The organism is Hymenobacter humi, from assembly GCF_042665855.1.
GTDB lineage: Bacteria > Bacteroidota > Bacteroidia > Cytophagales > Hymenobacteraceae > Hymenobacter > Hymenobacter humi.
Genome location: NZ_JBHTEK010000006.1, coordinates 23,820 through 45,883, shown reverse-complemented (window position 1 = coordinate 45,883; position 22,064 = coordinate 23,820). Strand labels below are relative to the sequence as shown.

Here is a 22,064-nt window from a genome sequence, read left to right as displayed (position 1 = left end):
GCGTGCGAAAGGCAGCCGGCACCCGTTGCGCCGCAAGCCTATGCCTCTTCTCCCTATGACCGAACAATTCATCGCCCGGCAGGACTGCCACTTCACCTGGCTCGACATCACCAATCCGGAAGCGGGCGAGCTGCAGGCCGTGGCCGCCGAGTACGACCTGCCCGAGGCCCTGGTGCGCGACTGCCTGGAACCGAATCACCTGCCCAAGTTCGAAACCACCAACGGGCTCAACTTCGTGATTCTGCGCGTGTACGCCCCGCCCCAGACCAGCGAGGCCGACACCATCCAGGAGCTGACCACCAAGATAGCAGTGTTCTACACCCCCGACTCCCTCATTACCGTGCACCGGCGCGCCCACCCGGTATTGAGCCAGCTCAAGGGCCTGGCCCGGGCCCCGGGCCAGGAGTGCACCACGCCAGCCGAGGTAACCATTCACCTGGCGCGCTACGCCCTCAACAGCTACGTGCAGCCGGCGCTGGTGCTCACCAAAGAGCTCGACGACTACGAGGCCGAAATCTTCCTGAAGAAAGAAGTGCCCAACGCGCTGCAGGGCCTGTACTTTCTCAAGCGCAAGGCCTCCGTGGCCAAGCAGATGCTGGTGCTCACGCGCGACATCCTGACCATGCTGCGCCGGCAAACGGCCGCCAGCACCGCCGACGCCCTGCTGATGCAGGACACCCAGGACCTGCAAACCAAGGTAGAAACGCTCTACCAGCAGCTCGACGGCGCGGCCACCAACCTGATGAACTTGTACTTGTCGCTCTCCTCGCAGCGCACCAACGAGACCATGCGGGTACTAACCGTGTTTTCGGCCTTCTTCCTGCCCCTGACCTTTATTGCCGGCCTCTACGGCATGAATTTCCAGTACATGCCCGAGCTCACCTGGAAGCTGGGCTACCCCGGCGTGATGGTGGCCATGGTGCTCATTGCCGGAGGCATCTTCTGGTGGTTTAAGCGCAGAAACTGGATTTAGCCGCCGGGGCGGCGCTGCAGCTTAAGCGGTTGCTGGCTTCAACCTGAGCTATTTTATGGGCGCCGATGTGCCATACCAGCGCTATCAGCACCCGCCGTGTTTCAACCTCCTTTTTGGCCTGGACTTGAGCTGACGCAACGCGGCGCGCTACCGCAACTCTGGCAGGCCCGGCGCAAAGAAAAGCCCTGGGTACCGAGGTACCGGGGGCTTTTCTTTCTAAGGTATGGAAGTGCAGGCTTCGGCTATTCGATTTCTTCGGTGTCAGCTGGGGTTGGGCTAATGCCCTTGTTCTCGCTACGGCGCTTGGCCAGGTAGCCCAGGCCCAGCGAGGCCAGGGCTAGCACGCCCACAGCTTTTGTGGTGGTGCTGAGCTTGGCGATGCCCTTGCCGACTTTGCGCAGGGACTTGCCAGCGCCAGTGGGCTTGGAATTCTTCTTGGCGGCTTTGTTTTTCTTCTTGCTTTTCATGGGCGCTCTTCGCTGAAGGGAACGTGGTGAGTTGGGCTGGCCGGCTTGGTCCGCTGGGGCTTGGAAGCACGGGCGGGTGAGCTGGCGTGGGGAGTTGAAAGCGTAGCGGACGGCGGAGTGGCCTCTCCTAAGTCCGGGGCAGCGGCGGGCGACTCGTCGGGGGAGGAGTTCGTTATGAAGGCGTAGCCAGCGGCCAGCACGGCCAGCCCGCCTACCACTTTCTGGGTGCTGCTGAGCTTGTTGACCTGCCTGGCGAAGCGGCGAAACTTCTTGAGGCCCAACGTGGCCGTATCGAGAAGGTCGCCATATGCTTTGTTCTTTTTGGAACCCTTAGGCTTTTTCTTGCTCATAACGCCTCGGAGTAAGTGGAACAATACAGCAATGGCTGCCATGTGCAGCATCAACGGAATATATCCTTTCGTTAACGGGTAAGAAAAGTTGCCCGACACCCACAGTTTTTGCTGCAGCCTTCGAAGCGGCCGCCTCAGGGAGGGGACAGGACAGGTTTAGAGCGTGTTTGGGAATTTATGAAAATGTCGTTTCCGCCATGCTCATCTGGTGTTCGCTTGTCGCGGGCTGCAGGCCGGCAGCGAGACGTTGCTGGCGTTTATTCCCGAAAAAGCCATGGGGTAAAATCCAGCGGCCAAGCCCGCGCCCGGGCAGGAGACCATCCCTCCGGGTTGCTACCGGGTGAGCCGCAGAGCCATGTCTTCGAAGGCCTGGCGCTGGTTGTCCCGGTCCTGGGGCGTCACGCTTTCCCGCAGGTCCAGCCGGGTAAACACGTGGAGTCGGGAGCCGACCATGCTCACGTCCACGGCCCGGCCGTCGCTCGTTTGCACGCCTTTGTGAATGAGCACGGCGCTCACCGGGTCGGCGGTGTCGTCCTTCTCGGATTTATACACTTTCAGCTGGGTGCCCGCGGGCAGGCGAAAGCCCTGCTGCAAGTCGTTGCGCACGAGGTTGACCAGGGTGCGCAGCTCTTTCAGCGTTTCGTACGGGCGGTAGTGGTACCAGTACTTGTCTTCGCCGGTGGTGTTGTCGGCTTCGATGTAGCCCAGCAGCGGCCCCACCACGCCCACCAGGGTCAGGAGCTTATCCGAGGGCACCACGTTGGGGTCGACCAGCAGCACCTGCCGGGGCGCTTGGTGGCGGCTGAAATACCCACGGGCCAGCAATTCCAGAATCACGGTGCAGCCTGTCGACGAGCCGGCCAGGCTGATGTTGCGGTAGCCGGCCTGCTCCAGCCGTTCGTACTCTTCCATAACGGGCGCCTGCCAGTCCCGCCAGGAAGCGTTTTTGAACGAGTCATAATCCCGGCCGTGCCCGCCCATGAGCACCTGCGAAATAGAAAAATCGGTGCGGCCCCCGGCCCACTGCCGGAGCTCGCTCCACTCAAACGTCGAGGCGCTGTAGCCGTGCACGGCCAGGAGCACCGGCCGCTGGGCTTCGGCGGGGGAGGGGTGGGGGTTCGCGTGCGACACCAGGTAGGTCGCCGGCTGGTACAGCGACGGGTCGAACAGCACCCCACCGTCGAGGGTGTCGGGGCTAATCTCGGGCCGTTTGTCGCAGGCCACCAGGGCTAAGCACAGCAGAAAGAGCGAGGCGAAGTGTTTCATTGGGCGGAGGGGCTACGGCGGACGGGGTTAGCAGCGAATACGTGAGGCTGAGCTGGTAAAAAGCGGAAACAGCGTGCCGGCGCCCTCCATGCCGTCGCCGGTGATGAGGTTGTAGCCGGCCGACGCACCGGCGTTGAGCCGGCGGTTGGTGGGCACCCAAAACCCAGGCTCGGCCGAGAGCACCGGCGAGGTGTTGGGTAGATTCCTGAAGATGTCGGATTCGTAGTCGGCCCGGAACCAGCCGGCGTTGGCCCGCACAAAGGGCTGCACGGTGCGGCGCAGCCGGAACAAGTAGGCCCCGGACACGAACACCTGGTCTTGTTTGATGGCATTGGACCGGAAAGCCGAACCCAGGCGGCTGCTGAGGTAAGTAGCTCCCAGCTGCACCCGATTGTGGGCTAACGCCTCGTGGCGGTAGTGCACCGTGGCGCCGTTCTCGTAATACAGGTTCAGGGTTTTCTGGAAGCGCAGGCCCGCGTCCAGCGTGGCTCCCTGGCCGCGCGCCGCCACCGCGAGCAGCACCAGAGGAAGCAGGAAGAGCACCCCACGGGCCGACAAACGGCGAGGAAGCCGGCGGGAGGAGCCCGGGGAAACCGGGCAGGCAGCAGTACAGGTCGGGGTCATGGCAAGGGACAGGGAAAGCGGCAAAAAGCGGTGGAAGAAGGCGCCCAGGTGGGGCAATGGCTAAAATTAAATAGGCGAATTGCCCATGCAAACTCAAAACAAGCATGCCCCGGACTTTTATTAAATATCCTTTGCTTTATAAGTTATTGTATATCATTTGTTTAATTAAGTTTTAAAAGACTTTATAAACGAGGCTTTAAGCCTGTTTCGGCTGGCCCCGGGCAGCTGCCGCCCGCTCTCGCGCACTGCTTTTTCCCGGACCCTCTGGCCCGCACTTTTCCACCCTATACCTCAACGGGCGGCCAGTCATCCCCTCACCACCAGGCGCTTTTATCCGGCGCAGGGGCGGCAAGGCACAACCCTAGGCCGCGCTACCCGTTAGCCCTGCATCGTCGTTTGCCAAAAGTCGCGCGCAGCCAACCGCCTCTCGATTTGGTTGCCCCACTCCGCCACTTTTGCTCATGCTCCCTTACGCCGCTGCTTCGTCCCCTGGTTTCCACGAGCCTGCTGCCGGTGTTCAACGCCCTGCCCGGGGCCTACCTGCTGCTCACGCCCGAAGGAGTGATTGAGGCCGCCAGCGACGAATACCTCGCCGCCACCCTCACCACCCGCGAGCAGGTGGTAGGCCGGTCCCTCTTCGACGTCTTTCCCGACAACCCCGCCGCGCCCGAGGCCCACGCCACCCGCAACCAGCGTGCATCCATGGCCCAGGTGCTGGCCACGGGCCAGCCCCACCAGATGGCGCCGCAGCACTATGACGTGCCCGACCCGGCTCGTCCCGGCACCTTCGTGGAGCGCCACTGGCTGCCCACCAACCGCCCCGTAGCCGACGCCGCGGGCCGCGTCACCCACCTGATTCACGCCGTCGTCGACATCACGGACCAGCGCCGGGCCGAGCGCGACCTGCGCGCCAGCCAGGCGGCCGAACAAGCGGCCCGGGCCGATGCCGATGCCCAGCGCGAGCGCCTGCACGAGGTGCTCATGCAGCTGCCCGCCCACGTGGCTGTGCACCACGGCCCCGACCAAACCTTTGCCCTGGTGAACCCGGCATACCAGGCCGTGGTACCCAGCCGGCCCCTGCTCGGCCGGTCCCTTCGCGAAGCCTGGCCCGAGCTGGCCAGCCAGGGCATCATCGACGTGCTCGACCGGGTGTATGCCACCGGCGAGCCGTTCGTCGGCACGGAAGTGCCCCTGCAGGTGGACCTCACGGGCACGGGCCGGCTGGAGCAGCTGTATTACAACGCCTTTTTCTGCCTTTGCGCGATGCCCAGGGCCACGTCAACGGCGTCCTGGATTTCTCTTACGACGTGAGCGAGCAGGTGCAGGCCCGCCAGCAGCTCCAGCAGCTCAACCAAGAACTGGAAGCCCGCGTGCAGGAGCGCACCCGGGAGCTGGACGTGGCCCGCGCCCAAGCCGAGGAGCAGCGCAACCGCCTGCTGCGCCTGTTTGGGCAGGCCCCGGCGGAGATTAACCTTTTTGCCGGTCCCGAACACGTCTGGACCCTGGTACACCCCCGCACCCGGGAGCTGCTGCAAAACCGCCCCCTGCAGGGCCTGCCCCGCCGGCAGGCCCTGCCCGAGCTGCCCGAGGCACAGCACGAGCTGTTTGACAGCGTGTACCGCACCGGCCAGCCCGTGCACGCCCTGGAAACCACCCAGCGCTTCGACCGCTTCCACAACGGGGAGCTGCACGATGAGTATTTTGACCTCACCCTCCAGCCTAAGTTCGACGCCGGCGGGCGGATAGAAGGGGTGATGAGCTTTGCCATCAACGTCACCGAGCGCGTGCGCAGCCGCCAACGGGCCGAGGCCCTGCAGGCCGACTTGCTCACCGCGGCCCGTCGCCAGGCGCAGGAGCGCGCGGCTTTCCACAACGTTTTCGAGCAAACCCCGGCCCTGATTGCCCTGCTTCGCGCCCCCGGCCACCGCTTCGAATACGTGAACCCTGCCTACCAGGCGCTGCTTCCCGGCCGCCCGCTCTTGGGCCTCGACATGGCCGTGGCCGTGCCTGAGTCTGAGGAGCAGGGGTTTGTGGCTCTGCTGGACCGCGTGTACCAAACCGGCGAGACATTCTTTGGCGCAGAGCTGCCCTTCGCGCCGGAGCCGGTAGACGGCGGACCGGCCCGTACCTGGTACTTCAATTTCACCTACCAGGCTTACCGCGAAGACGGCCAGGTTGCAGGGGTCACCATTTTCGCCTTCGACGTGACCGAGCAGGTGCTGGCCCGCCAGCAGCGCGAAGCCGAGCGCCAGCAGCTGCACAAGCTCTTCATGGAGGCGCCGGCCCCCATCGTCATCCTCGATGGGCCCGACCTGGTGTTTCAGCTCGTCAACCCCGCCTACCAGCGGGTATTCCCCGGCCGCGCCCTGCAGGGCAAGCCTGTGCTGGAAGCCATGCCCGAGGTGGCCGGCACGGCCATTTACCACAGCCTGAGGGGCGTGTACGACACCGGCGAAACCTTCGTGGAACAAGAGCTGCCCCTGATGCTGGCCCGCTATGACGACGGCCCGCTGGAAGAGATGTTCTTCACCTTCACCTACCAGGCCCGCCGCAACGCCCAGGGCGAAATCGACGGGGTGCTGGCCTTTGCCCACGAAGTGACCGACCAGGTGCAGGCCCGGCGCGTGGTGGAAGAGGGCGGCGCCCAGGCCCGCGCCCTGGCCGAGCAGCTCCACACAGCCAACGAGCAGCTCACGCGTACCAACGTGGACCTGGACAACTTCATCTACACGGCCTCGCACGACCTCAAAGTCCCCATCGCCAACATTGAAGGCCTGCTGCAGGCCCTGACCCGGAGCTGCCCCCGGTGGCTTTGGTCGGCGACGTGCCCGAAATGCTTGGGCTCATGCAGAAGGCCACCGAGCGCTTCCGGCGCACCATCGAGCAGCTCACCGACGTGAGCAAGCTGCAGCAGGCGCACGGCCAGCCCGTCACGGAGGTGCAACTAGCCGCGGTGGTGGAGGAAGTGCGCCTCGACCTGCTGCCGCTGGTGGAGCAAACCCAGGCCCGACTCATCGTCGATGTACCGCTCACCGCTCACCTGCCGTTCTCCGAGAAAAACCTACGCTCGGTGGTATACAACCTGCTCAGCAATGCCCTCAAGTACCACCACCCCGACCGCGCGCCCCACATACAGCTCAACTACGAGCGGCAGGAGCAGTACCACGTGCTGCGCGTGCAGGACAACGGCCTCGGCCTCGACCTGGGCAAGGCCGCGGGCAAGCTGTTCGGCATGTTCCAGCGCCTGCACTCCCACGTCGACGGCTCGGGCATCGGCCTCTACATGGTCAGGAAAATGGTCGAAAACAGCGGTGGGCGCATCGAGGTAGCCAGCCAACTTGGCGAAGGCAGCACCTTCACTGTCTTTTTCCGGTACACCCGGCTTCCTGATTCCTTTCCCCGCCTGTCTGCATGCCCAATCTGCCCCGCATTCTCCTCGTCGACGACGACTACACCAGCAACTTTCTCAACGCCAAGCTGCTGCAGCACCTCGACCCGGCCGTGCAAGTGCTCACGGCCCTGAACGGCCAGGAAGCCCTCGACGTGCTGCGCACGCACTGCCAGCCGCCCACGCCCGGCTGCCCGGCCCTCGTCTTCCTCGACATCAACATGCCGGTGATGAACGGGTTTGAGTTCCTCGAAGCCTACCAGCACCTACGCGGAGCCCAGCCGCAGGACGTGGTCATCGTCGTGCTCACCACCTCCGTCAGCCCCCGCGACATGGCGCGCATCCATGACCTGCCCATCAACGGGTTTCTGTCCAAGCCCCTCACCGAAGAGAAAATCGCCCAGGTGCTGGCCGACAACTTTTAGAACCGCCTGCTGCGTCGTTGTCCCACCGGGGCTCTTTCGGGCGTGGTTTCCTGGACCGCTACCAGCGCGACCAGCCTCAGCAGCCGGCTTTTTCATAGCGCCTTGGGCCAGGCCTGCTTCGTCCTGTCTTCCCGAGCCAGGCAAACGCCCTCAGGCTTGCTCGTTTCCTTAACACTTTGTGTATGAAAAGCTGGACGGTTTTTAAATCCCGTTCTTTGCGGATAGATCGCTTACACCCAACACACTGTTCCCCGCTACATGTCGAACGCGTCCACTCCCGACCAGCCTGCTCCCTCCTCAGCGGCTGACAACGCCGCGGCCCTGCGCGGAAAGCCGGCCGACCCCGGCCAGCCCCTCGACCGCTACGAGCAAAGCCAGGTCCGTTTCCGCACGGTGTTTGAAAACGCCCCGCTCGGCCAGAAAATCATCACCCCCGACCTGACCATCCGGCAGGCCAACCCGGCGGTGGTCAAGATGTTGGGCTGCGCCGGTGTGGACGACCTGGTGGGGCGCAAAATCATCGAGTTTGCCCACCCCGAGCACCGCGCCGATTGGCAGGACCTGCAGGAGCGCCTGTGGACGCACAAGATGCCGTCTTTTACGCTCGAAACCTGCATGTTGCGGACCGACGGCTCCTCGTTCTGGTGCAAAGTTCATTCGGTACTTTTTCCCGACGACGACGGCGAGTTGGGCTACACTATCCTCGAGGACATCTCCGACCGCAAAAACCTCGAATCCAAGCTCAAGCGCGTTTACGACGCCCAGGAAACCATCCTGCAGCTGGCCACCCACGACATCAAGGGACCCATCGCCCACATTGAGCTGCTCACCGACCTGCTGCAGCGCGAAGTGGACAGCCGCAGCGGCGAAGCCCCCGCCGCCGGAGATGGTGCACTACCTCGACCTCATCAAGGCGTCCTGCGCCCACGCCCACGCCCTGCTGCAGGATGTGCTCTACGTGGGCGACCTCGACGAGAATGGCCTGCAGAAACGGCCCACCGACTTACCCACCTACCTCGCGGCGCAACTGAACCTGCACCGCCTCGCGGCCCAGGAGAAAGGCATCGCGCTGGCCCTGGACCTGGCTCCCGAACCCAAGCAGGTACGGCTGCACCCCGAAAAGTTTGGCCGCGTGCTCGACAACCTGCTCCACAACGCCCTGAAGTTTACGCCCGCTGGCGGCACGGTGACCGTCGGCGCAAGCGAGTACGAGGGCAAGGTGCGCTTCACGGTGCAGGACACCGGCGTGGGCATCCCCGGCAAGCTGCACAACAACCTCTTCGATAAGTTCAACCCCACCCGCCGCGCCGGCCTGCACGGCGAAACCACTACGGGCCTGGGCCTGTTCATCGCCAAGCAAATCGTCGAGCTCCACGGCGGCCACATCTGGCTCGAAAGCCGCGAGAAGCACGGCACTACCTTTTTCATCGAGTTAGCCTGAGCGGTGGGGGTGGCTAACTTTGTGCGGCCGAGGTGCAGCGGGCAGCTATTGTCTCCGGCCTGCCATTCCTCCTGGTACAGTGTATCGCTTCACTTATGATAAAACTCTCCAGTGTGCTGCTGGTCGATGATGACCCGCGCACCAACGACCTCAACGAACGCCTGCTCAAGAAGCTCGGCGTTGCCGACCGCTACCTCGCCGCCACCGACGGCCTGACCGCCTTGGCGGCCCTGGAAGACCTCGCGGCCGATGCTAATCCCAGCAGCCCGGTGCTGGTGCTGCTCGACGTGAAGATGCCCGGCATGGACGGCATGGCCTTCGTCGATGCCTACCAGCGCCTGCCCGCGGACCGGCAACAGGCCGTGGTCATCGTCCTGCACACCGCGTCCATGAGCTCCGTCGACCTGGGCCGCATCGACTCCCTGCCCATCGCCGGCCTGGTCAGCAAGCCCTCACCAAGGATAAGCTCGACACCATCCTCAAGCTGCACTTTCAGCGCCAGTTCCTGGCTTAGGACGGTACTGGCCGGCCTCCATTCCAGCAAACCACAACGAGCGGACCATGCGGCCCGCTCGTTGTGGTTTTTGCATAAGCGCGTGATTGAGATTCTCTGAAAATGCCGTTTCCGTCATGCTCATCTGGCGTCCGCATGTCGAACCGAAGGTCGGCGTAGCCAAGCATCTGGCGTGTAGCAGTAATCAAGTCAGCTCAACGAAGCTGGCGAGGTGCTTGGCTCCGCCGACCTTCGGTTCGACTAGGGGACGCCAGATGAGCATGATACAAAATCAGATTCCCAAACACGTTCTAAGAAGGCGGTGGAGGTCCAGGGCGTGAAGTTTTGACGACTTTTGCCGACAGTTCCATCCTGCTTGTTCCTCATTAATGGAAGTAAAACCATCTCCCACTAACCGCGAGCGGGCCGAGCGCGGCCAGACGTCTACGCTCTGGGGCATCGGGGCCAACGTGGCCCTGGTGCTGGGCAAGGGCACGGCCGGCGTACTCGGCAACTCCTACGCCCTCATTGCCGATGCCATCGAATCGGCCACCGACATTGTCAGCTCCGGCATCGTGTGGCTCGGGCTGCGCCAGGCGGCGCGGGAGCCCGACGAAAACCATCCATACGGCCACGGCAAGGCCGAGCCTGGCGGCCATCCTGGTGGCTGTCGCGCTGATGGGCGCGGCCGCCTTCATCGCCTACGAAAGCATCCTGCACATTCAAACGCCCCACGCCCTGCCCGCCCGGTTTACGCTGGCGGTACTGGCCGTCATCATTGCCATCAAAGAAACCCTGTACCGCCGGGTGCTGCGCGTGGGCCAGGAAGTGGACAGCGCCGCCGTGAAGGCCGACGCCTGGCACCACCGGGCCGACGCCATCACCTCGCTCACGGCGTTTGTTGGCATCAGCATCGCGCTGGTGGGCGGCCCGGGCTACGAGGGCGCCGACGACTGGGCCGCGCTGGTGGCCTGCGGCTTTATCGTCTACAACGCCTACCACATTTTCCGTCCCGCGTTCGGGGAGATAATGGACGAGGCCCCGGAAGGCAACTGGACCGAGGACATCCGCGCCCTGGCCGAGTCCGTACCAGGCGTGGTGGGCACGGAGAAGTGCTACGTGCGCAAGATGGGCCTGGAGTACTTTGCCGACCTGCACGTGATTGTTGACGGCGCCATCAGCGTGCGCGAAGGCCACGCCATCGCCGGAGCCGTAAAGGCTACCATTAAGCAAGCCCGGCCCGCGGTTTACAACGTGCTCGTGCACATTGAGCCAGCTGAGTAAGCCGGCCCTTAGCCGTTATCCTGCCGTCATGAAATTACCCTCTTTTGCTTTCGCTATGATGATGGCCGGCCTGGCCTGGTTTGCATTTGCCTGGTTTACCGTGGCCGCGCTGCTGGTGGCTCAGGCCTAGATGCGCACCAGGCGGACAGGAACGGAGTGATATCCCCTGAAAACGTCAGCGTGAGCCGGTGCATGGCCCGGGTGCAAGCCACGTAAAGCATGCTCTTATCAACGTCCGTTTTGTAAGTGCGCGCACCGGCAAACGGCACAATGACTTCATCGAATTCCAGCCCCTTCGCGAGATGAGCCGAGGTGATGATGACCCCTTCCTGGAAGGTCGTGGACTCCTCGGTGAGCAAGTGGACGCCGGGGCCTTGCAGCGCCTTGTACGCCTGTTCGGCCTGCCGGAGCGTCTTGCAGATAACCCCCAGGGAATGATTGCTCGAACTCCGGAAGGTCGAAATCATCTCCTGGATGGCCCGCAGCTCCTCTTCCGGGTTGCCGAAGCGCGCGACGACGGGCTCGGGCCCGTGCCGTTCCAGGGGGATGATGTCCGGATTCGGGGTGATACGCTGCGCAAACGCCGTAATCTCCATGGTCGAGCGGTAGCTGCGGTACAGCCGGACCACGTCGGCCTGCGGGAACACCCGCTCGATGGCTTCGGCGGAAGACGCGCTGTAGGGATTCACCGTTTGGCTCACATCCCCGAGAATGGTTTTGCGGCAAGTGAACAGCCGCGACAGCACCGCGTACTGCACGGGGTATAGTCCTGCATCTCGTCCACGAGCAGGTGCTTGACGTGGTCGTAGGCACTGAGGCCTTCCAGGCGTATCCGCAGGTAAATCAGGGCAAAGACATCGGCGTACTCCAGGTTTTGGCGCTGGTCGATGCGCAAAAGCCCGGGTTGGCCAATCCAGCGGTAAAAGTCCCGGTAGAGGTCCAGTACCTGGTTGAATTTGAACAGGCGGGGAATGGCTTCCCCAATTGTTCCTTTCTCCTGGCCGGTCAGCTTGCGGCGCACTTTGTCGCGCACGTAGTTCCTCACATCCTCGGCCACCAGCGCGAAGCGCTTTAGAATCGGCACCCGGTGGTAGCCTTTGAACTTGCCCAGGATAAACGCCCAGGGAACCACGGTTGCGCCGACGCGCAGGTCGCGGCCGGTGAAGTAGTTATTCTCTATGTAAACGAGGTACTGGTTGAGCTGGCTCAGGAATTCAAACGAGGACTTGAACCGGATGCGCTCAATGAAGGCGGGGTCGTGGTTTTCCAGCAGCGCAGACACCTGCTCGAAGAAGGTCTGGAAGGGGTACTGGGTGCCGAGTAGGTCGGCCGCCAGGCTCGTCCATGCCCAGCTCGGGGATGTGCTCTTCCCCAAGCTCGGGCAAGACGTTGGAGATGTAGTCGGCGAAGACCTTGTTGGGCGAGATAATGAGGATGTCCCTGGCCGCGATGGTTTCGCGATACCGATACAGCAGGAAGGCAATGCGGTGCAGGGCAATCGATGTCTTGCCCGAGCCGGCCACCCCCTGGATGACCATCACCGCTGCCGTCTCGTTGCGGATAACCGCGTTCTGGTCGCGTTGGATGGTCGCGACGATGTTCTTCATCTTGTCGTCGGAGGACCGGGCCAGCTCGCGCTGCAGCACGTCGTCGTGGATGTTCACGTCGTTTTCGAGCATAAACTCCAGGCGCCCGTCGCGGATTTTGTATTGCCGCTTGAGGGCGATGGTGCCCGCGATGGTGCCGGACGGGGTGTTGTAGGAGGCTTCGCCGAGCTCGAAGTCGTAGAACATCGAGGCGATGGGCGCCCGCCAGTCGTAAATCAGCCCCCGGCGCTGCCGCTCGTCCATGAAGGAACCCACGCCGATGTACACCGTCAGCGGTTCCTGCTTCCGCGAAACGAAATCAATGCGGCCAAAGTAGGGAGACTGCACCAGCTTGAGCAGCCTGCGCTTGCGGGCCACCGCGCCTTCGCCCGTAAAGGCCATGCGGTCGATGGACTGGCCGGCGGCGACCATGTCGGCGTCGTCCATGCCAGACTGGTGCTCGTGGATGTACTGCTTTTTCTCGCGCAGGCTCGTCGGAAAACTGCCGGACGGTGTCGTCCACCCGCCGGATGGCCAGTGTTAGCTGCTCCTTGATTTCTTCCAGGTACTCTCGCTCTTCCTGCTCCGTTGCGTTCATCCCGGTCGGCTCGTTGATATGAACCACAAAGGTCAGCTCAATTTCCGTTTTGCCGAAGCATCGGGTCTATTTCATGAGCGTGGGGCGCAAGGCGCCCGGCGCAGGGCAATGGTAGGTTTCTTAGTCCACCAGCATCACTCCGTCGTTTTGCCGTCGAAGGGGCCTCATTCTGCGTGGCCTCCTGCTTGGTAGCCCGAGTTATGCCGTCGCGGTGCTGGGGCGGGGCGTACAGGGTATAGAGCCGCAGGGGCTTGTCTGTGCTGGTGTTGATGACGTTGTGCGTGGAGCCTGCAGGCGCGACAACGGCGTCGCCGGCCGACACTGCGAAGGAGCGGCTGTTGATGACGCACTTGCCCGTACCGCCCTCGATGCGAAAAAACTGGTCGTGCGTTTCGTGCACTTCGCTGCCGATTTCCTCGCCGGGCTTCAGGCTCATGAGCACCAGCCTGCAGGTGCGGGCCGGTGTAGAGCACTTGCCGAAAGCTGGGATTTGAGCGCGTGGCCTGCTCGATGTTGATGTGAAAGCCCTTGAGCTGATTGCCGGGCGTAGCGGATGTAGCGGCCGTAACGGGGCGGCTGGATTCCTTGGTCTTGGCTTGGCCGGCCGCCTGGTTGTCGGCCGTGGAATCGGTGGTGCAGGAGGCGAGGCAGGCCAGCGCTAAGCCGGCTGCCACGGGGATGAAAGCATGCATGGGAATGGGCGTTAGGGGTTAACAAGCGAGGGAAAGTGCAAGCGGAGCGCCGCCTCAGTCGTCGTCTTCATGCGCCTCCCCGGCGGGAGCCACGAAAGTGCTGCGGGCTTCGGGGTGCATAATCTGCCCGCCCAGGTAGCCGGTGCGGGCCATCAGCCCAAAGCTGGCCACTGCGCCGGCCAGCGTCAGGTAAGTCACGCGCCCGGATTGGCGGTGGCCGCGGGAGAGCAGCAGCAGGCTGACCACGGCCAGGGCTCCCGTGGCTTCCATGGCCCACAAGCTCAGCTCGGCGGCTTCCTCGTGCTCGTGAATGAGCGGCTCCGACACGCCGGGCTGGTCTTCGACCACTTCCTCGGCGCCGTCGCCCGTCAGCTGGGTGGGAATGGTGAGCAGGGCTGCGACAATCAGCGTCACCAGGCCGGTGCGCAGCAGCACGGGCTGCAGGCGGAGCGCCACAGCCAGTAGCAGCAGCACCAGGCCGAAGAGGCTCCCGAGAATGGGAGCGTGGTTGAGGAGCAGGTGCCAGTGAGCTTGGTTCATGGGGTTTGCAGAAACATAAAAAAACCGGCCTTGGCTCCCAAGTGCAGGCACCCGGTCTACCTAGGGATAAAGCTAAATGTACTTTTAGGCTTATTAAATGCATATTAACAAGCTTCCTTATGACTTTCATCATTGCTATCCACCCGTATTTGCGCAACCTGGACTACTGCTAAGCAGCACCCCTCTGCACCTTTCCAAGGGGCTGCCGGCCTCGGAATGGAGGCAGTGAGCAAATGCTGGCTTGAGCTTTAACAGGAACCGCGAGGCGTGAATCCGGACTCCGCTTTAGCAACTTCACTGAGCTGCCATCAGGACATGCCTTTGAACAGTAGGGCACCATCGAAGCAGTAGGGCATGATATTCCAGCCACGGTTTAGCCGACGACCATCAGGCCGGAGCCTTGGAATCGGTGTTTTTGCGTTCCAGGCGGTCCGCCGTCTGCCCGTACCAATAGAGGCGCGTCTCTCCCCACATCCTGCGCAGCTCCACAAAGTAGCGGGAGTATAACAGGTGCAAGCCGCCAACCCAGCCCAGGGAGCCCAGCCAGCCGGCCAGCACGTCGGAAGGAAAGTGCACGCCTAGGTACATGCGCGACCAGCCCATACCCAGCGCCCAGAGCATGCCCAGCAGCACGGCCAGCCAGCGGGCCCGGGTATTCCAGAGCAGGATGCCAATGGCGGCGGCCAGGGCGGCCGCGGCCATGGCGTGGCCGCTCGGAAAGCTGTAGGACGGTTCCGGGGCCGGCGACTCCCAGAACGCAGGCCGGGCCCGGCCCACCATCACCTTGGCAAACAGGTTGAGCAGGCCCGAGCCCCCAACGGCCAGCAGGAAGTACAGGGCGGCCCGGCGCTGGCGGCTAAGCAGCAAGCCCAGGCTTAGCAGCCCTTCCAGCGCCGGCATCACCCACGGCCCACCGGCCAGCGCGAACCAAAGGGCTACGCCATCCTGGCCGGGCGTGGCGTGGCCATGCAGCCATTCAAGTATCATCCGGTCGCCGCGAAAGCCTTCGTGCTCCCACACCTCCCCGGCTAGCTTCAGAAAGAGCAGCCACGGCAGCAAAAAGCCAAAGACCACGCCCAGCAGCAAACCCAGGTGGTTGCGCAGCACGCGGCGTGCTACCATCCAAAAGGAAAGCAGCAGCGAGGTAACATAAGACCGAAATATTTTGCCAGGAGCCTTCATGGCAAAGAAAGTCAGGGAGTTACTGATAACGATTCCACACCATTACGGAACGGGTACGAGCGACATTGCATCGGAGGGCAATTGACTTTCCCAGCCGCGCACAAAACCGAATCAGTAAGAAAGCCGGTGCGAGAGGCCTGCACAATTATTCGAAGAACTTTTTGTGGCCCGCAGGAGAAAGAGTCCTGGCTGTCAGAAGTTGAGCTGAATTCCTGACATTAAAATAAAATTAAAATCGACGGAATTTCTCTCTACTTTTTCATTCGGGCTTCCGTAGTACCTGCAATCGCGCCGGGCCGGGAATCTAACTGATTCGGCGGCCGGGCTGGCCGTTGCGCGTGCCGGGCTACGTACAGCTGCCATTCACTTCTGCCCCTTGCCAGCATGGAAGAAACCCGCGACAGCATCCACGACATCTGGGGACCCCGCACGCCGCACCAGGGGCACTGGCCCGTGCGCGTAGACGAGCGCACCACCGAAGAGCCCGACAACTGGGTGCAGTCGGCCTGCGTGCTGTGCTCGAACTGCTGCGGCATGGACATCGGCGTGAAGAACGGCCGCATCGTGGGCGTGCGCGGCCGGGCCGTCGACCGCGTCAACCACGGCCGGCTGGGCCCCAAAGGCCTTCATGCCTGGGAAGCCACCCACAGCCCCGACCGCCTCACCACGCCCCTCATCCGGCGCAACGGAAAGCTGGAGCCCGCCACCTGGGACGAGGCTATGGCGCTCATCGTCGACAAGTCCAAAGAGCTGCTGGCCGAAGGCCACAGCAGCGCCATCGGCTTCTACACCTCGGGCCAGCTTTTTATTGAGGAATACTACACGCTGGGCGTGCTGGGCAAGGCCGGCCTGGGCACCCCGCACATGGACGGCAACACCCGCCTGTGCACGGCAACGGCCGGCGCCGCACTCAAGCTCTCCTTCGGCACCGACGGCCAGGCCGGCTCCTACGCCGACCTCGACACCACCGAGGCCGTGCTGCTGGTGGGCCACAACATGGCCTCGCAGCAAACCGTGCTCTGGGCCCGCATCCTCGACCGGCTGGCCAGCGTGAACCCGCCCCAGGCTCGTCGTGATTGACCCGCGCCTGACTTATACCGCCCAGCACGCCACCGTGCACCTGGCCCCGCGCGCCGGCACCAACGTGGCCGTACTCAACGGCCTGCTGCACTTTTTGATTGAAAACGAGTACGTCAACTACGACTTTGTGGGGGAGCACACCGTTGGCTTTGAGGAGCTGGTGCGCACCGTGGGCAAGTGGACGCCCGAGAGGGTAGAAGCCCTCACCGGCGTGCCCGCCCACAAGCTGCAAGCGGCGGCCGAAATCCTAGGCACCTGCGAGTCGCTGGTATCCACTGCGCTGCAGGGGGTGTACCAGTCCATGCAGGCCACCGCGGCAGCCGTGCAGGTCAACAACATCAACCTGATTCGCGGCCTCATCGGCTCCCCGGGCAACGCCATTCTGCAGATGAACGGGCAGCCCACCTCGCAAAACACCCGCGAGTGCGGGGCCGACGGCGACCTGCCCGGCTTCCGCAACTGGGACAACCCCGACCACATCAGGGAGCTGGCCCGCCTCTGGAACGTACACGAGGACAAGATTCCGCACTGGGCCCCGCCCACCCACGCCATGCAAATCTGGCGCTACTGCGAAACCGGCTCAATTAAGCTGCTCTGGATTCAGGCCACCAACCCGGCGGTGAGCTTGCCGGAGCTGGCCCGCATCCGTAAGATTCTGGAGAAGAAAGACCTGCTTGTGGTGGTAGAAGACGCCTTTATGACCGAAACCGCCCAGGCTGGCCGACGTGGTGCTGCCCGCCGCCATCTGGGGCGAAAAAACCGGCACCTTCACCAACACCGACCGCACGGTGCACCTGTCCTACCAGGCCATTGAGCCGCCCGGGCAGGCCCGCTCCGATTTCGACATCCTGCTGGACTATGCCCACCGCATGGATTTCCGCGATAAGGACGGGCAGCCGCTCATCAAGTGGCGCACGCCGGAAGAGGCATTTGAGGCCTGGAAGGTGTGCAGCAAGGGCCGCCCCTGCGACTATTCGGGCATGAGCTACGCCAAGCTCACCGGCGGCTCGGGCATACAGTGGCCCTGCAACGAGCAGCACCCCGACGGCGCCGCCCACCTCTACACCGACCACGTCTTCAACACCCATTTCGACTACTGCGAAACCTACGGCTACGACCTGGAAACCGGCGCCGAAAAGCAGCCCGAAGAGTACCAGGCCAACGACCCCAACGGCCGCGCCGTGCTGCTGGCCGCCGACTACGAGCCGCCCCACGAAGCGCCCGATGAGGCCTACCCGCTGTGGTTTACCACGGGCCGGCTGGTGTACCACTTCCACACCCGCACCAAAACCGGCCGGGCCCACGCGCTCAACCACGCGGCCCCCGAGGGCTTCGTGCAGCTGTCGGAAGAAGACGCGGCCCGCTACGGCATCGCCACCGGCGACCTGGTGGAGGTAACCTCGCGGCGCGGCCACGCCACCGAGCCCGCCCGCGTGGGCGGCATCGAGCCGGGGCTGGTGTTCATGCCCTTCCACTACGGCTACTGGGACGAGGCTAAGGACGCCCGGCCCCGCGCCGCCAATGAGCTCACTATTACCGAGTGGGACGCCGTCAGAAAGCAGCCGCACTTCAAGTACGCCGCCGTTCGCATCCGCAAAGTCCACGCCTAGCCCAGGCCCCGCTTAATCCTCCTCCTCCGCCATGCACCTCAGCAATTACCTCGGCCTGCTCGAAAACAGCGAAAAACAGCTCACCGACGCGTTCGAAAAGGTTTCCAGCAAACACAAAGACGAGCCCGATATCGAGCAGATGTGCCAGAAGCTCTCGGCGTGGTCGCGCGAGCACCGGGGCCGGGTCATGGGTTTCGTGAATAAGTATTCGGAAGAACGGGAGTCGGAGCCCAAGGACCTGAAGCGCGTCTTGTTTTCGGAAAAGCGCAGTGGCAGCCTGGCCCTGATGCGCGACTTGCATGACCTCTGGCTGCTCACCCAGGAAGTGCAGCTGTGCTGGACGGTAATCCGGCAAGCCGCCCTGGCCCTGCGCGACGAGGACCTGAAAGCCGCTTATGAGTTTTGCAATGCCCGCACCAAACGCCAGACCGAGTGGCTGCTGGGCCGCATCAAGCAGGCCGCTCCCCAGACGCTGATAGTCGGGTAGGAGGAGAGCGTATCTTCAAGGAACATGCTCAACAAATAACTTAGATATCTGCCAATACTATATTGACAATCAGTATTTTATTGCGATGTTTAAAATTTTAATCATCGAACCATTCGCGTAGTTCCCACCGCCCTATCCGGTGGCGTCCCTGGCGAAACCGCCGCGCCCCTCGAATACCCCGGCCCGGCTGCCATATACCCTTTGCTTAGCAGCGTACCATCCTCTTAACCCTTTAGCCATGGATAAGCTTCTGCGTTTTCTCGCCTCACCCGCTGGCCGCCTCACCCGTGTGGCCGTGGGCTCTTCGCTAATAGCAACCGGCCTGGCACAGGACCGCAAGAACTGGGTTCTGGCGACGGTCGGCTTGGTGCCGCTCACCATGGGCGCGTTTGACTGGTGCCTGCTGGCCCCTTCATGGGCCTGCCCTTCGACGGGCCCCGCCTGCGCGCGGTTCTGGGGCCGGGGCCCGCCGCCGGCCTTCAGGGTGCGTTGTAGAACCTTGTATGAGGCGGAAGCTGAAGTCAAAGATGAACTGCGATTATACATACGCTTGCTTATCAACCGTATATATAGCAAACAGCTCAACCGGCAAACTCGGTGTTACTAACCCGACGGCAGTGCCCGCGCTTGGGCTGCGGAAGAAATTATGTCCCAATTCAGGTAAAAAGGTTGTTGAAGTAAACGAACTTGGCTGTTACTTTGTCTGAAATTAACCAAATGGTTAATCCGTCATGTTAAAACCTCCGCCGGCCGCCTCTAAAACCAGCACCGAAGAGCTCATTCTGTCGGCGGCGCAGCAGGTTTTTTGGAAAAGGGAATGAGCGGCGCGCGGATGCAGGAAATTGCCGACCGGGCTGGCATCAATAAAGCCTTGCTGCACTACTACTTCCGCAGCAAAGAGCAGCTCTTCAAGCTCATCATCGGGCGGGCCGTGGGCAACCTGCTGCCCCGGGTGCTGGCCCTGCTGGAGGCCGACGTGGACCTGTTTGAAAAAATACGCCACTTGGTAGGCGAGTACATCACCTTTGTAAGTGCCAACAGCTTCCTGCCGCTGTTCGTGGTGAACGAGATAAACCGTGACCCGCAGTTTTTCTTCAAGTCCATGGTCAGCAGCGAAAAACCCCGGCTCGCCGGGTTTCGGCGGCAGGTCGACGAAGCGGTAGCGCAGGGCCGCATCCGGCCCATCAGCGCCACGCAGCTGCTGATGAATATTATGTCGCTGGCCATCTTCCCATTCATGGGCAAGCCAATTTTCAAAGCCGTTCTGGAGCTTTCCGAAGCTGATTTCCAAGCGGAAGTTGCGCGTCGCCGCACCGAAGTCGCTGAATTTATTATCCGGGCCATTCAGCCCTGACATTTTTTACCTCCTGTTTAACCAAACAGTTAAATCGCATGGATAAGTCCCGAGGCATCCTGCTGGCCCTGCTGCTTTTGGCCCGCGGGGTGCTGGCCCAGCCCGCGCCCGCCGGCGGGCCGCCCCTCACGCTGGCGGCCTGCTACGAGGAGGCCCGGCAGCACTACCCGCTGCTGCGCCGCCTGGCCCTGCACGACCAGCAGGCTGCAATCAGCGTGGCCCGGCTGAAAACCCTGGAGCAGCTCCCGCAAGTGGCCCTCGGCGGCCAGGCCAGCTACCAGAGCGAGGTCACCCGCGTGCCGCTCGAGCTGCCGGGGCGGGCCCTGCCCGCTATCGCACGCGACCAGTACCGCCTCTCCCTGGACCTGAGCCAGAACCTCTACGACGGGGCCTCACCCGCCGGCAGCAGGAGCTTGAAGAACTCGGCCGCCAGACTAGCAATCAGCAAGTGGAAGTGAGCCTGTACCGGGTGCGGGAACAGGTGGAAAGCCTGTTTTTCGGGGTGCTGCTAGCCGACGAAACCACTCGCCTGCGCCAAAGCCTGCGCGCCGACCTGCGCACGCGGCGCACGGCCCTGGCCGCCCGCCGGCGCTACGGCACGGCCACGGGGCAGGACCTGGCCCGCCTGGATGCCGAAACCCTGAGCCTGGACCAGCAGTGCGCGAGCCTGGCCCTCACCCGCGGCCAGCTGCTGGCCCAGGCTCGGCGTGCTGCTGGGCCGCGCGGTGCCGCCGGATGCTGTGCTGGAGCTCCCCGTAGCGCTGCCCCCGGCCCCCGCCCGGCCCGAGTGGGCGCTGTACAAGGGGCAGCGCGCCCAGCTCGCCGGGCAGGTCCGCCTGCTCAACGCCCGGCTGGCCCCGCGCCTGAGTGCCTTCGGGCAGGCGGGCTACGGCCGGCCGGGGCTAAACTTTTTCGCAACGACCTGCACGCCTACGGCCTCGGCGGTCTGCGGCTAAACTGGGCTCTGAGCGGCTACAGCACCCGCCATCAGGACCGGGAGCTGCTGCGGCTGGGCACAGAAACCGTGGCCGTGCAGGAGCAGCTTTTCGAACAGAGCCAGCGCCTGGCCCTGGCCGGCCAGCAAGCCGCTATTGACCGCTACCGCAGCCAGCTGGCCACCGACCAGGAACTGATTGAGCTGCGCGAACGGATACGGGCCACGGCGGCCGTGCAGCTGGCCAACGGCATCATCGGCTTTGCCGACTACTTCGCCGATGCGAGCCAGCTCAACCAAGCCCGGCTCAACCTGCAGCTGCACCGCCTGCAGCTGCTGCAAGCCCAGGCGGCCCTGCTCACCGCGCAGGAGCCGCCACTGCGGCCCCTCAACCTTAACCTTTTACGCTACTCAAGCTATGCGCCCCGCCTTGTTTACGCTGCTCCTGCCCCTGCTGCCGGCTCTGCTCAGCGGCTGCCAGCCACCCGCCCCCGACTTCGATGCTTCGGGCAACTTTGAAACCACGGAGTACGTGGTGGCCGCACAGGCAGGCTGGCCCGCTGCTGCGTTTGGCAGTGAGAGAAGGCGACGAGCCTGCCGGCGGGCCGGGTAGTGGGCCTGGTGGATACGCTGCCCTTGTTTCTGCGCCGCGAGCAGCTGCTCGAAAGCGTTCAGGCCGTGCGCGCCCAGACCCCCGACGTGCCCGCCCAGGCTCGTGGCCCTGGAGCAGCAAACGGCCAACCTGCGGCGCGAGCGGCAGCGGGTGCTGAACCTGGTGAGCGCCGATGCCGTGCCCGCCAAGCGGCTCGACGACCTGGACTACCAGATTGCGGTGGCGCGCAAGCAGGCCGCCGCCCAGCGCGCCACCCTGGGTACCCAGGCCCGGGGCACCGCCGCCCAGGCAGCCCCGCTGCGGGTGCAGCTGCGCCAGCTCGACGACCAGCTGCGGCGCTGCCGTGTGGTGAACCCCGTGGCCGGCACCGTGCTCACGGTGTACGTGGAGCCCAGCGAGGTGGTGAGCTACGGCCAGCCCCTGTACAAAATCGGCGATACCCGGCAGCTGGTGCTGCGCGCCTACGCCGCCGGCGACCAGCTTACCCGCGTGAAGCTGGGGCAGGCGGTGAAGGTGTTGGTGGATGCGCCCGCCGGCGGGCAGCGCGAGTACCCCGGCCGGGTGCAGTGGGTATCCAGCAAATCGGAATTCACCCTAAAGTTGTGCAGACCAAGGAAGACCGGGTGAGCCTCGTGTACGCCCTGAAAATCGCCGTGCCCAACGACGGCAGCCTGAAA

At 63.5% G+C, this 22,064-nt stretch carries 26 protein-coding genes and 2 pseudogenes; 18 read left to right on the top strand and 10 right to left on the bottom strand.

Going from position 1 to position 22,064, the window contains the following annotated elements:
• Positions 1 to 55 precede the first annotated feature (55 nt).
• Positions 56 to 973 carry a magnesium transporter CorA family protein gene (locus ACFQT0_RS29930; RefSeq protein ID WP_380207080.1) on the top strand — a complete coding sequence of 306 codons (918 nt, stop codon included), beginning with the start codon at positions 56 to 58 and terminating at the stop codon, positions 971 to 973.
• 242 nt (positions 974 to 1,215) lie between these two features.
• Here the strand turns inward: ACFQT0_RS29930 and ACFQT0_RS29925 are convergent, their stop codons facing one another.
• From ACFQT0_RS29925 to ACFQT0_RS29910, 4 genes are all read right to left on the bottom strand, one after another.
• Complete coding sequence (locus ACFQT0_RS29925) at positions 1,216 to 1,440, bottom strand: hypothetical protein (RefSeq protein ID WP_380207078.1); 225 nt, start codon at positions 1,438 to 1,440, stop codon at positions 1,216 to 1,218.
• Positions 1,437 to 1,790 carry a hypothetical protein gene (locus ACFQT0_RS29920; RefSeq protein WP_380207077.1) on the bottom strand — a complete coding sequence of 118 codons (354 nt, stop codon included), beginning with the start codon at positions 1,788 to 1,790 and terminating at the stop codon, positions 1,437 to 1,439. The genes ACFQT0_RS29925 and ACFQT0_RS29920 overlap by 4 nt, the downstream gene beginning before the upstream one ends.
• 333 nt (positions 1,791 to 2,123) lie before the next feature.
• Entirely contained in the window at positions 2,124 to 3,056 is a 933-nt protein-coding gene (locus tag ACFQT0_RS29915; protein WP_380207075.1) for an alpha/beta hydrolase, read from the bottom strand.
• 27 nt (positions 3,057 to 3,083) lie between these two features.
• Positions 3,084 to 3,578, bottom strand: a complete 495-nt coding sequence (locus ACFQT0_RS29910; protein WP_380207073.1) for a hypothetical protein — start codon at positions 3,576 to 3,578, stop codon at positions 3,084 to 3,086.
• A gap of 615 nt (positions 3,579 to 4,193) precedes the next feature.
• Between ACFQT0_RS29910 and ACFQT0_RS29905 the strand changes: the two genes are divergently transcribed.
• The 8 genes and pseudogenes from ACFQT0_RS29905 to ACFQT0_RS29870 all read left to right on the top strand — a co-directional run bounded on the left by ACFQT0_RS29905 (position 4,194) and on the right by ACFQT0_RS29870 (position 10,711).
• The gene (locus tag ACFQT0_RS29905; RefSeq protein WP_380207071.1) at positions 4,194 to 4,991 is read left to right on the top strand and encodes a PAS domain-containing protein; all 798 of its coding nucleotides are present in this window, start codon (positions 4,194 to 4,196) and stop codon (positions 4,989 to 4,991) included.
• Positions 4,937 to 6,580: a PAS domain-containing protein gene (locus ACFQT0_RS29900; RefSeq protein WP_380207069.1), complete on the top strand. Its 1,644-nt coding sequence runs from the start codon at positions 4,937 to 4,939 to the stop codon at positions 6,578 to 6,580. The genes ACFQT0_RS29905 and ACFQT0_RS29900 overlap by 55 nt, the downstream gene beginning before the upstream one ends.
• The gene (locus ACFQT0_RS29895; protein WP_380207067.1) at positions 6,526 to 7,203 is read left to right on the top strand and encodes a sensor histidine kinase; all 678 of its coding nucleotides are present in this window, start codon (positions 6,526 to 6,528) and stop codon (positions 7,201 to 7,203) included. The genes ACFQT0_RS29900 and ACFQT0_RS29895 overlap by 55 nt, the downstream gene beginning before the upstream one ends.
• A complete protein-coding gene (locus ACFQT0_RS29890; RefSeq protein ID WP_380207066.1) occupies positions 7,092 to 7,493 on the top strand; it encodes a response regulator in 402 nt (133 codons plus the stop codon). Before ACFQT0_RS29895 ends, ACFQT0_RS29890 begins: the two co-directional genes overlap by 112 nt.
• A 258-nt stretch (positions 7,494 to 7,751) precedes the next feature.
• A pseudogene (locus ACFQT0_RS29885) lies at positions 7,752 to 8,177 on the top strand (PAS domain-containing protein); the annotation flags it as partial.
• A 202-nt stretch (positions 8,178 to 8,379) separates the two neighbouring features.
• Positions 8,380 to 8,934: a sensor histidine kinase gene (locus ACFQT0_RS29880; protein WP_380207064.1), complete on the top strand. Its 555-nt coding sequence runs from the start codon at positions 8,380 to 8,382 to the stop codon at positions 8,932 to 8,934.
• Positions 8,935 to 9,029: 95 nt separating this feature from the next.
• Positions 9,030 to 9,548, top strand: a complete 519-nt coding sequence (locus ACFQT0_RS29875; protein ID WP_380207062.1) for a response regulator — start codon at positions 9,030 to 9,032, stop codon at positions 9,546 to 9,548.
• A gap of 268 nt (positions 9,549 to 9,816) precedes the next feature.
• Positions 9,817 to 10,711, top strand: a pseudogene (locus tag ACFQT0_RS29870) (cation diffusion facilitator family transporter).
• Between the two features lie 95 nt (positions 10,712 to 10,806).
• Here the strand turns inward: ACFQT0_RS29870 and ACFQT0_RS29865 are convergent.
• From ACFQT0_RS29865 to ACFQT0_RS29840, 6 genes are all read right to left on the bottom strand, one after another.
• The gene (locus ACFQT0_RS29865) at positions 10,807 to 11,412 is read right to left on the bottom strand and encodes a 3'-5' exonuclease (protein WP_380207061.1); all 606 of its coding nucleotides are present in this window, start codon (positions 11,410 to 11,412) and stop codon (positions 10,807 to 10,809) included.
• Positions 11,409 to 11,993: a hypothetical protein gene (locus ACFQT0_RS29860; RefSeq protein ID WP_380207060.1), complete on the bottom strand. Its 585-nt coding sequence runs from the start codon at positions 11,991 to 11,993 to the stop codon at positions 11,409 to 11,411. Before ACFQT0_RS29860 ends, ACFQT0_RS29865 begins: the two co-directional genes overlap by 4 nt.
• Positions 11,953 to 12,744, bottom strand: a complete 792-nt coding sequence (locus tag ACFQT0_RS29855) for a hypothetical protein (protein WP_380207058.1) — start codon at positions 12,742 to 12,744, stop codon at positions 11,953 to 11,955. Before ACFQT0_RS29855 ends, ACFQT0_RS29860 begins: the two co-directional genes overlap by 41 nt.
• 188 nt (positions 12,745 to 12,932) lie before the next feature.
• Entirely contained in the window at positions 12,933 to 13,331 is a 399-nt protein-coding gene (locus ACFQT0_RS29850; RefSeq protein WP_380207056.1) for a cupin domain-containing protein, read from the bottom strand.
• Positions 13,332 to 13,641: 310 nt separating this feature from the next.
• Complete coding sequence (locus ACFQT0_RS29845; protein WP_380207054.1) at positions 13,642 to 14,127, bottom strand: hypothetical protein; 486 nt, start codon at positions 14,125 to 14,127, stop codon at positions 13,642 to 13,644.
• 387 nt (positions 14,128 to 14,514) lie between these two features.
• Complete coding sequence (locus tag ACFQT0_RS29840) at positions 14,515 to 15,309, bottom strand: phosphatase PAP2 family protein (protein WP_380207052.1); 795 nt, start codon at positions 15,307 to 15,309, stop codon at positions 14,515 to 14,517.
• 384 nt (positions 15,310 to 15,693) lie between these two features.
• Here ACFQT0_RS29840 and ACFQT0_RS29835 point away from each other — a divergent pair, with 384 nt between their 5' ends.
• From ACFQT0_RS29835 to ACFQT0_RS29795, 9 genes are all read left to right on the top strand, one after another.
• The gene (locus ACFQT0_RS29835) at positions 15,694 to 16,389 is read left to right on the top strand and encodes a molybdopterin-dependent oxidoreductase (RefSeq protein WP_380207050.1); all 696 of its coding nucleotides are present in this window, start codon (positions 15,694 to 15,696) and stop codon (positions 16,387 to 16,389) included.
• Positions 16,382 to 17,203 carry a molybdopterin-dependent oxidoreductase gene (locus tag ACFQT0_RS29830; RefSeq protein ID WP_380207049.1) on the top strand — a complete coding sequence of 274 codons (822 nt, stop codon included), beginning with the start codon at positions 16,382 to 16,384 and terminating at the stop codon, positions 17,201 to 17,203. Before ACFQT0_RS29835 ends, ACFQT0_RS29830 begins: the two co-directional genes overlap by 8 nt.
• Entirely contained in the window at positions 17,115 to 17,999 is an 885-nt protein-coding gene (locus ACFQT0_RS29825) for a molybdopterin oxidoreductase family protein (RefSeq protein ID WP_380207047.1), read from the top strand. The genes ACFQT0_RS29830 and ACFQT0_RS29825 overlap by 89 nt, the downstream gene beginning before the upstream one ends.
• A gap of 31 nt (positions 18,000 to 18,030) precedes the next feature.
• A complete protein-coding gene (locus ACFQT0_RS29820) occupies positions 18,031 to 18,486 on the top strand; it encodes a molybdopterin oxidoreductase (RefSeq protein ID WP_380207046.1) in 456 nt (151 codons plus the stop codon).
• 238 nt (positions 18,487 to 18,724) lie between these two features.
• On the top strand, positions 18,725 to 19,093 hold the full coding sequence (locus ACFQT0_RS29815; protein ID WP_380207045.1) for a YgaP family membrane protein: 369 nt from the start codon (positions 18,725 to 18,727) through the stop codon (positions 19,091 to 19,093).
• A gap of 198 nt (positions 19,094 to 19,291) precedes the next feature.
• The gene (locus ACFQT0_RS29810) at positions 19,292 to 19,840 is read left to right on the top strand and encodes a TetR/AcrR family transcriptional regulator (RefSeq protein ID WP_380207043.1); all 549 of its coding nucleotides are present in this window, start codon (positions 19,292 to 19,294) and stop codon (positions 19,838 to 19,840) included.
• Positions 19,841 to 19,878: 38 nt separating this feature from the next.
• Positions 19,879 to 20,298, top strand: coding sequence for a hypothetical protein (locus ACFQT0_RS29805; protein WP_380207041.1), 420 nt, complete (start codon positions 19,879 to 19,881; stop codon positions 20,296 to 20,298).
• A complete protein-coding gene (locus tag ACFQT0_RS29800) occupies positions 20,289 to 21,293 on the top strand; it encodes a hypothetical protein (protein WP_380207040.1) in 1,005 nt (334 codons plus the stop codon). Before ACFQT0_RS29805 ends, ACFQT0_RS29800 begins: the two co-directional genes overlap by 10 nt.
• A gap of 196 nt (positions 21,294 to 21,489) precedes the next feature.
• The gene (locus ACFQT0_RS29795) at positions 21,490 to 22,014 is read left to right on the top strand and encodes an HlyD family secretion protein (RefSeq protein WP_380207039.1); all 525 of its coding nucleotides are present in this window, start codon (positions 21,490 to 21,492) and stop codon (positions 22,012 to 22,014) included.
• Positions 22,015 to 22,064 lie beyond the last annotated feature (50 nt).

Coding starts and splice junctions, on each gene's coding strand:
- ACFQT0_RS29930 (WP_380207080.1), top strand. CDS start 56: ATGACCGAACAATTCATCGCCCGGCAGGACTGCCACTTCACCTGGCTC.
- ACFQT0_RS29925 (WP_380207078.1), bottom strand. CDS start 1,440: ATGAAAAGCAAGAAGAAAAACAAAGCCGCCAAGAAGAATTCCAAGCCC.
- ACFQT0_RS29920 (WP_380207077.1), bottom strand. CDS start 1,790: ATGAGCAAGAAAAAGCCTAAGGGTTCCAAAAAGAACAAAGCATATGGC.
- ACFQT0_RS29915 (WP_380207075.1), bottom strand. CDS start 3,056: ATGAAACACTTCGCCTCGCTCTTTCTGCTGTGCTTAGCCCTGGTGGCC.
- ACFQT0_RS29895 (WP_380207067.1), top strand. CDS start 6,526: ATGCAGAAGGCCACCGAGCGCTTCCGGCGCACCATCGAGCAGCTCACC.
- ACFQT0_RS29890 (WP_380207066.1), top strand. CDS start 7,092: ATGCCCAATCTGCCCCGCATTCTCCTCGTCGACGACGACTACACCAGC.
- ACFQT0_RS29880 (WP_380207064.1), top strand. CDS start 8,380: ATGGTGCACTACCTCGACCTCATCAAGGCGTCCTGCGCCCACGCCCAC.
- ACFQT0_RS29875 (WP_380207062.1), top strand. CDS start 9,030: ATGATAAAACTCTCCAGTGTGCTGCTGGTCGATGATGACCCGCGCACC.
- ACFQT0_RS29855 (WP_380207058.1), bottom strand. CDS start 12,744: ATGGACGACGCCGACATGGTCGCCGCCGGCCAGTCCATCGACCGCATG.
- ACFQT0_RS29850 (WP_380207056.1), bottom strand. CDS start 13,331: ATGAGCCTGAAGCCCGGCGAGGAAATCGGCAGCGAAGTGCACGAAACG.
- ACFQT0_RS29845 (WP_380207054.1), bottom strand. CDS start 14,127: ATGAACCAAGCTCACTGGCACCTGCTCCTCAACCACGCTCCCATTCTC.
- ACFQT0_RS29840 (WP_380207052.1), bottom strand. CDS start 15,309: ATGAAGGCTCCTGGCAAAATATTTCGGTCTTATGTTACCTCGCTGCTG.
- ACFQT0_RS29835 (WP_380207050.1), top strand. CDS start 15,694: ATGGAAGAAACCCGCGACAGCATCCACGACATCTGGGGACCCCGCACG.
- ACFQT0_RS29820 (WP_380207046.1), top strand. CDS start 18,031: ATGCACCTCAGCAATTACCTCGGCCTGCTCGAAAACAGCGAAAAACAG.
- ACFQT0_RS29815 (WP_380207045.1), top strand. CDS start 18,725: ATGGATAAGCTTCTGCGTTTTCTCGCCTCACCCGCTGGCCGCCTCACC.
- ACFQT0_RS29805 (WP_380207041.1), top strand. CDS start 19,879: ATGGATAAGTCCCGAGGCATCCTGCTGGCCCTGCTGCTTTTGGCCCGC.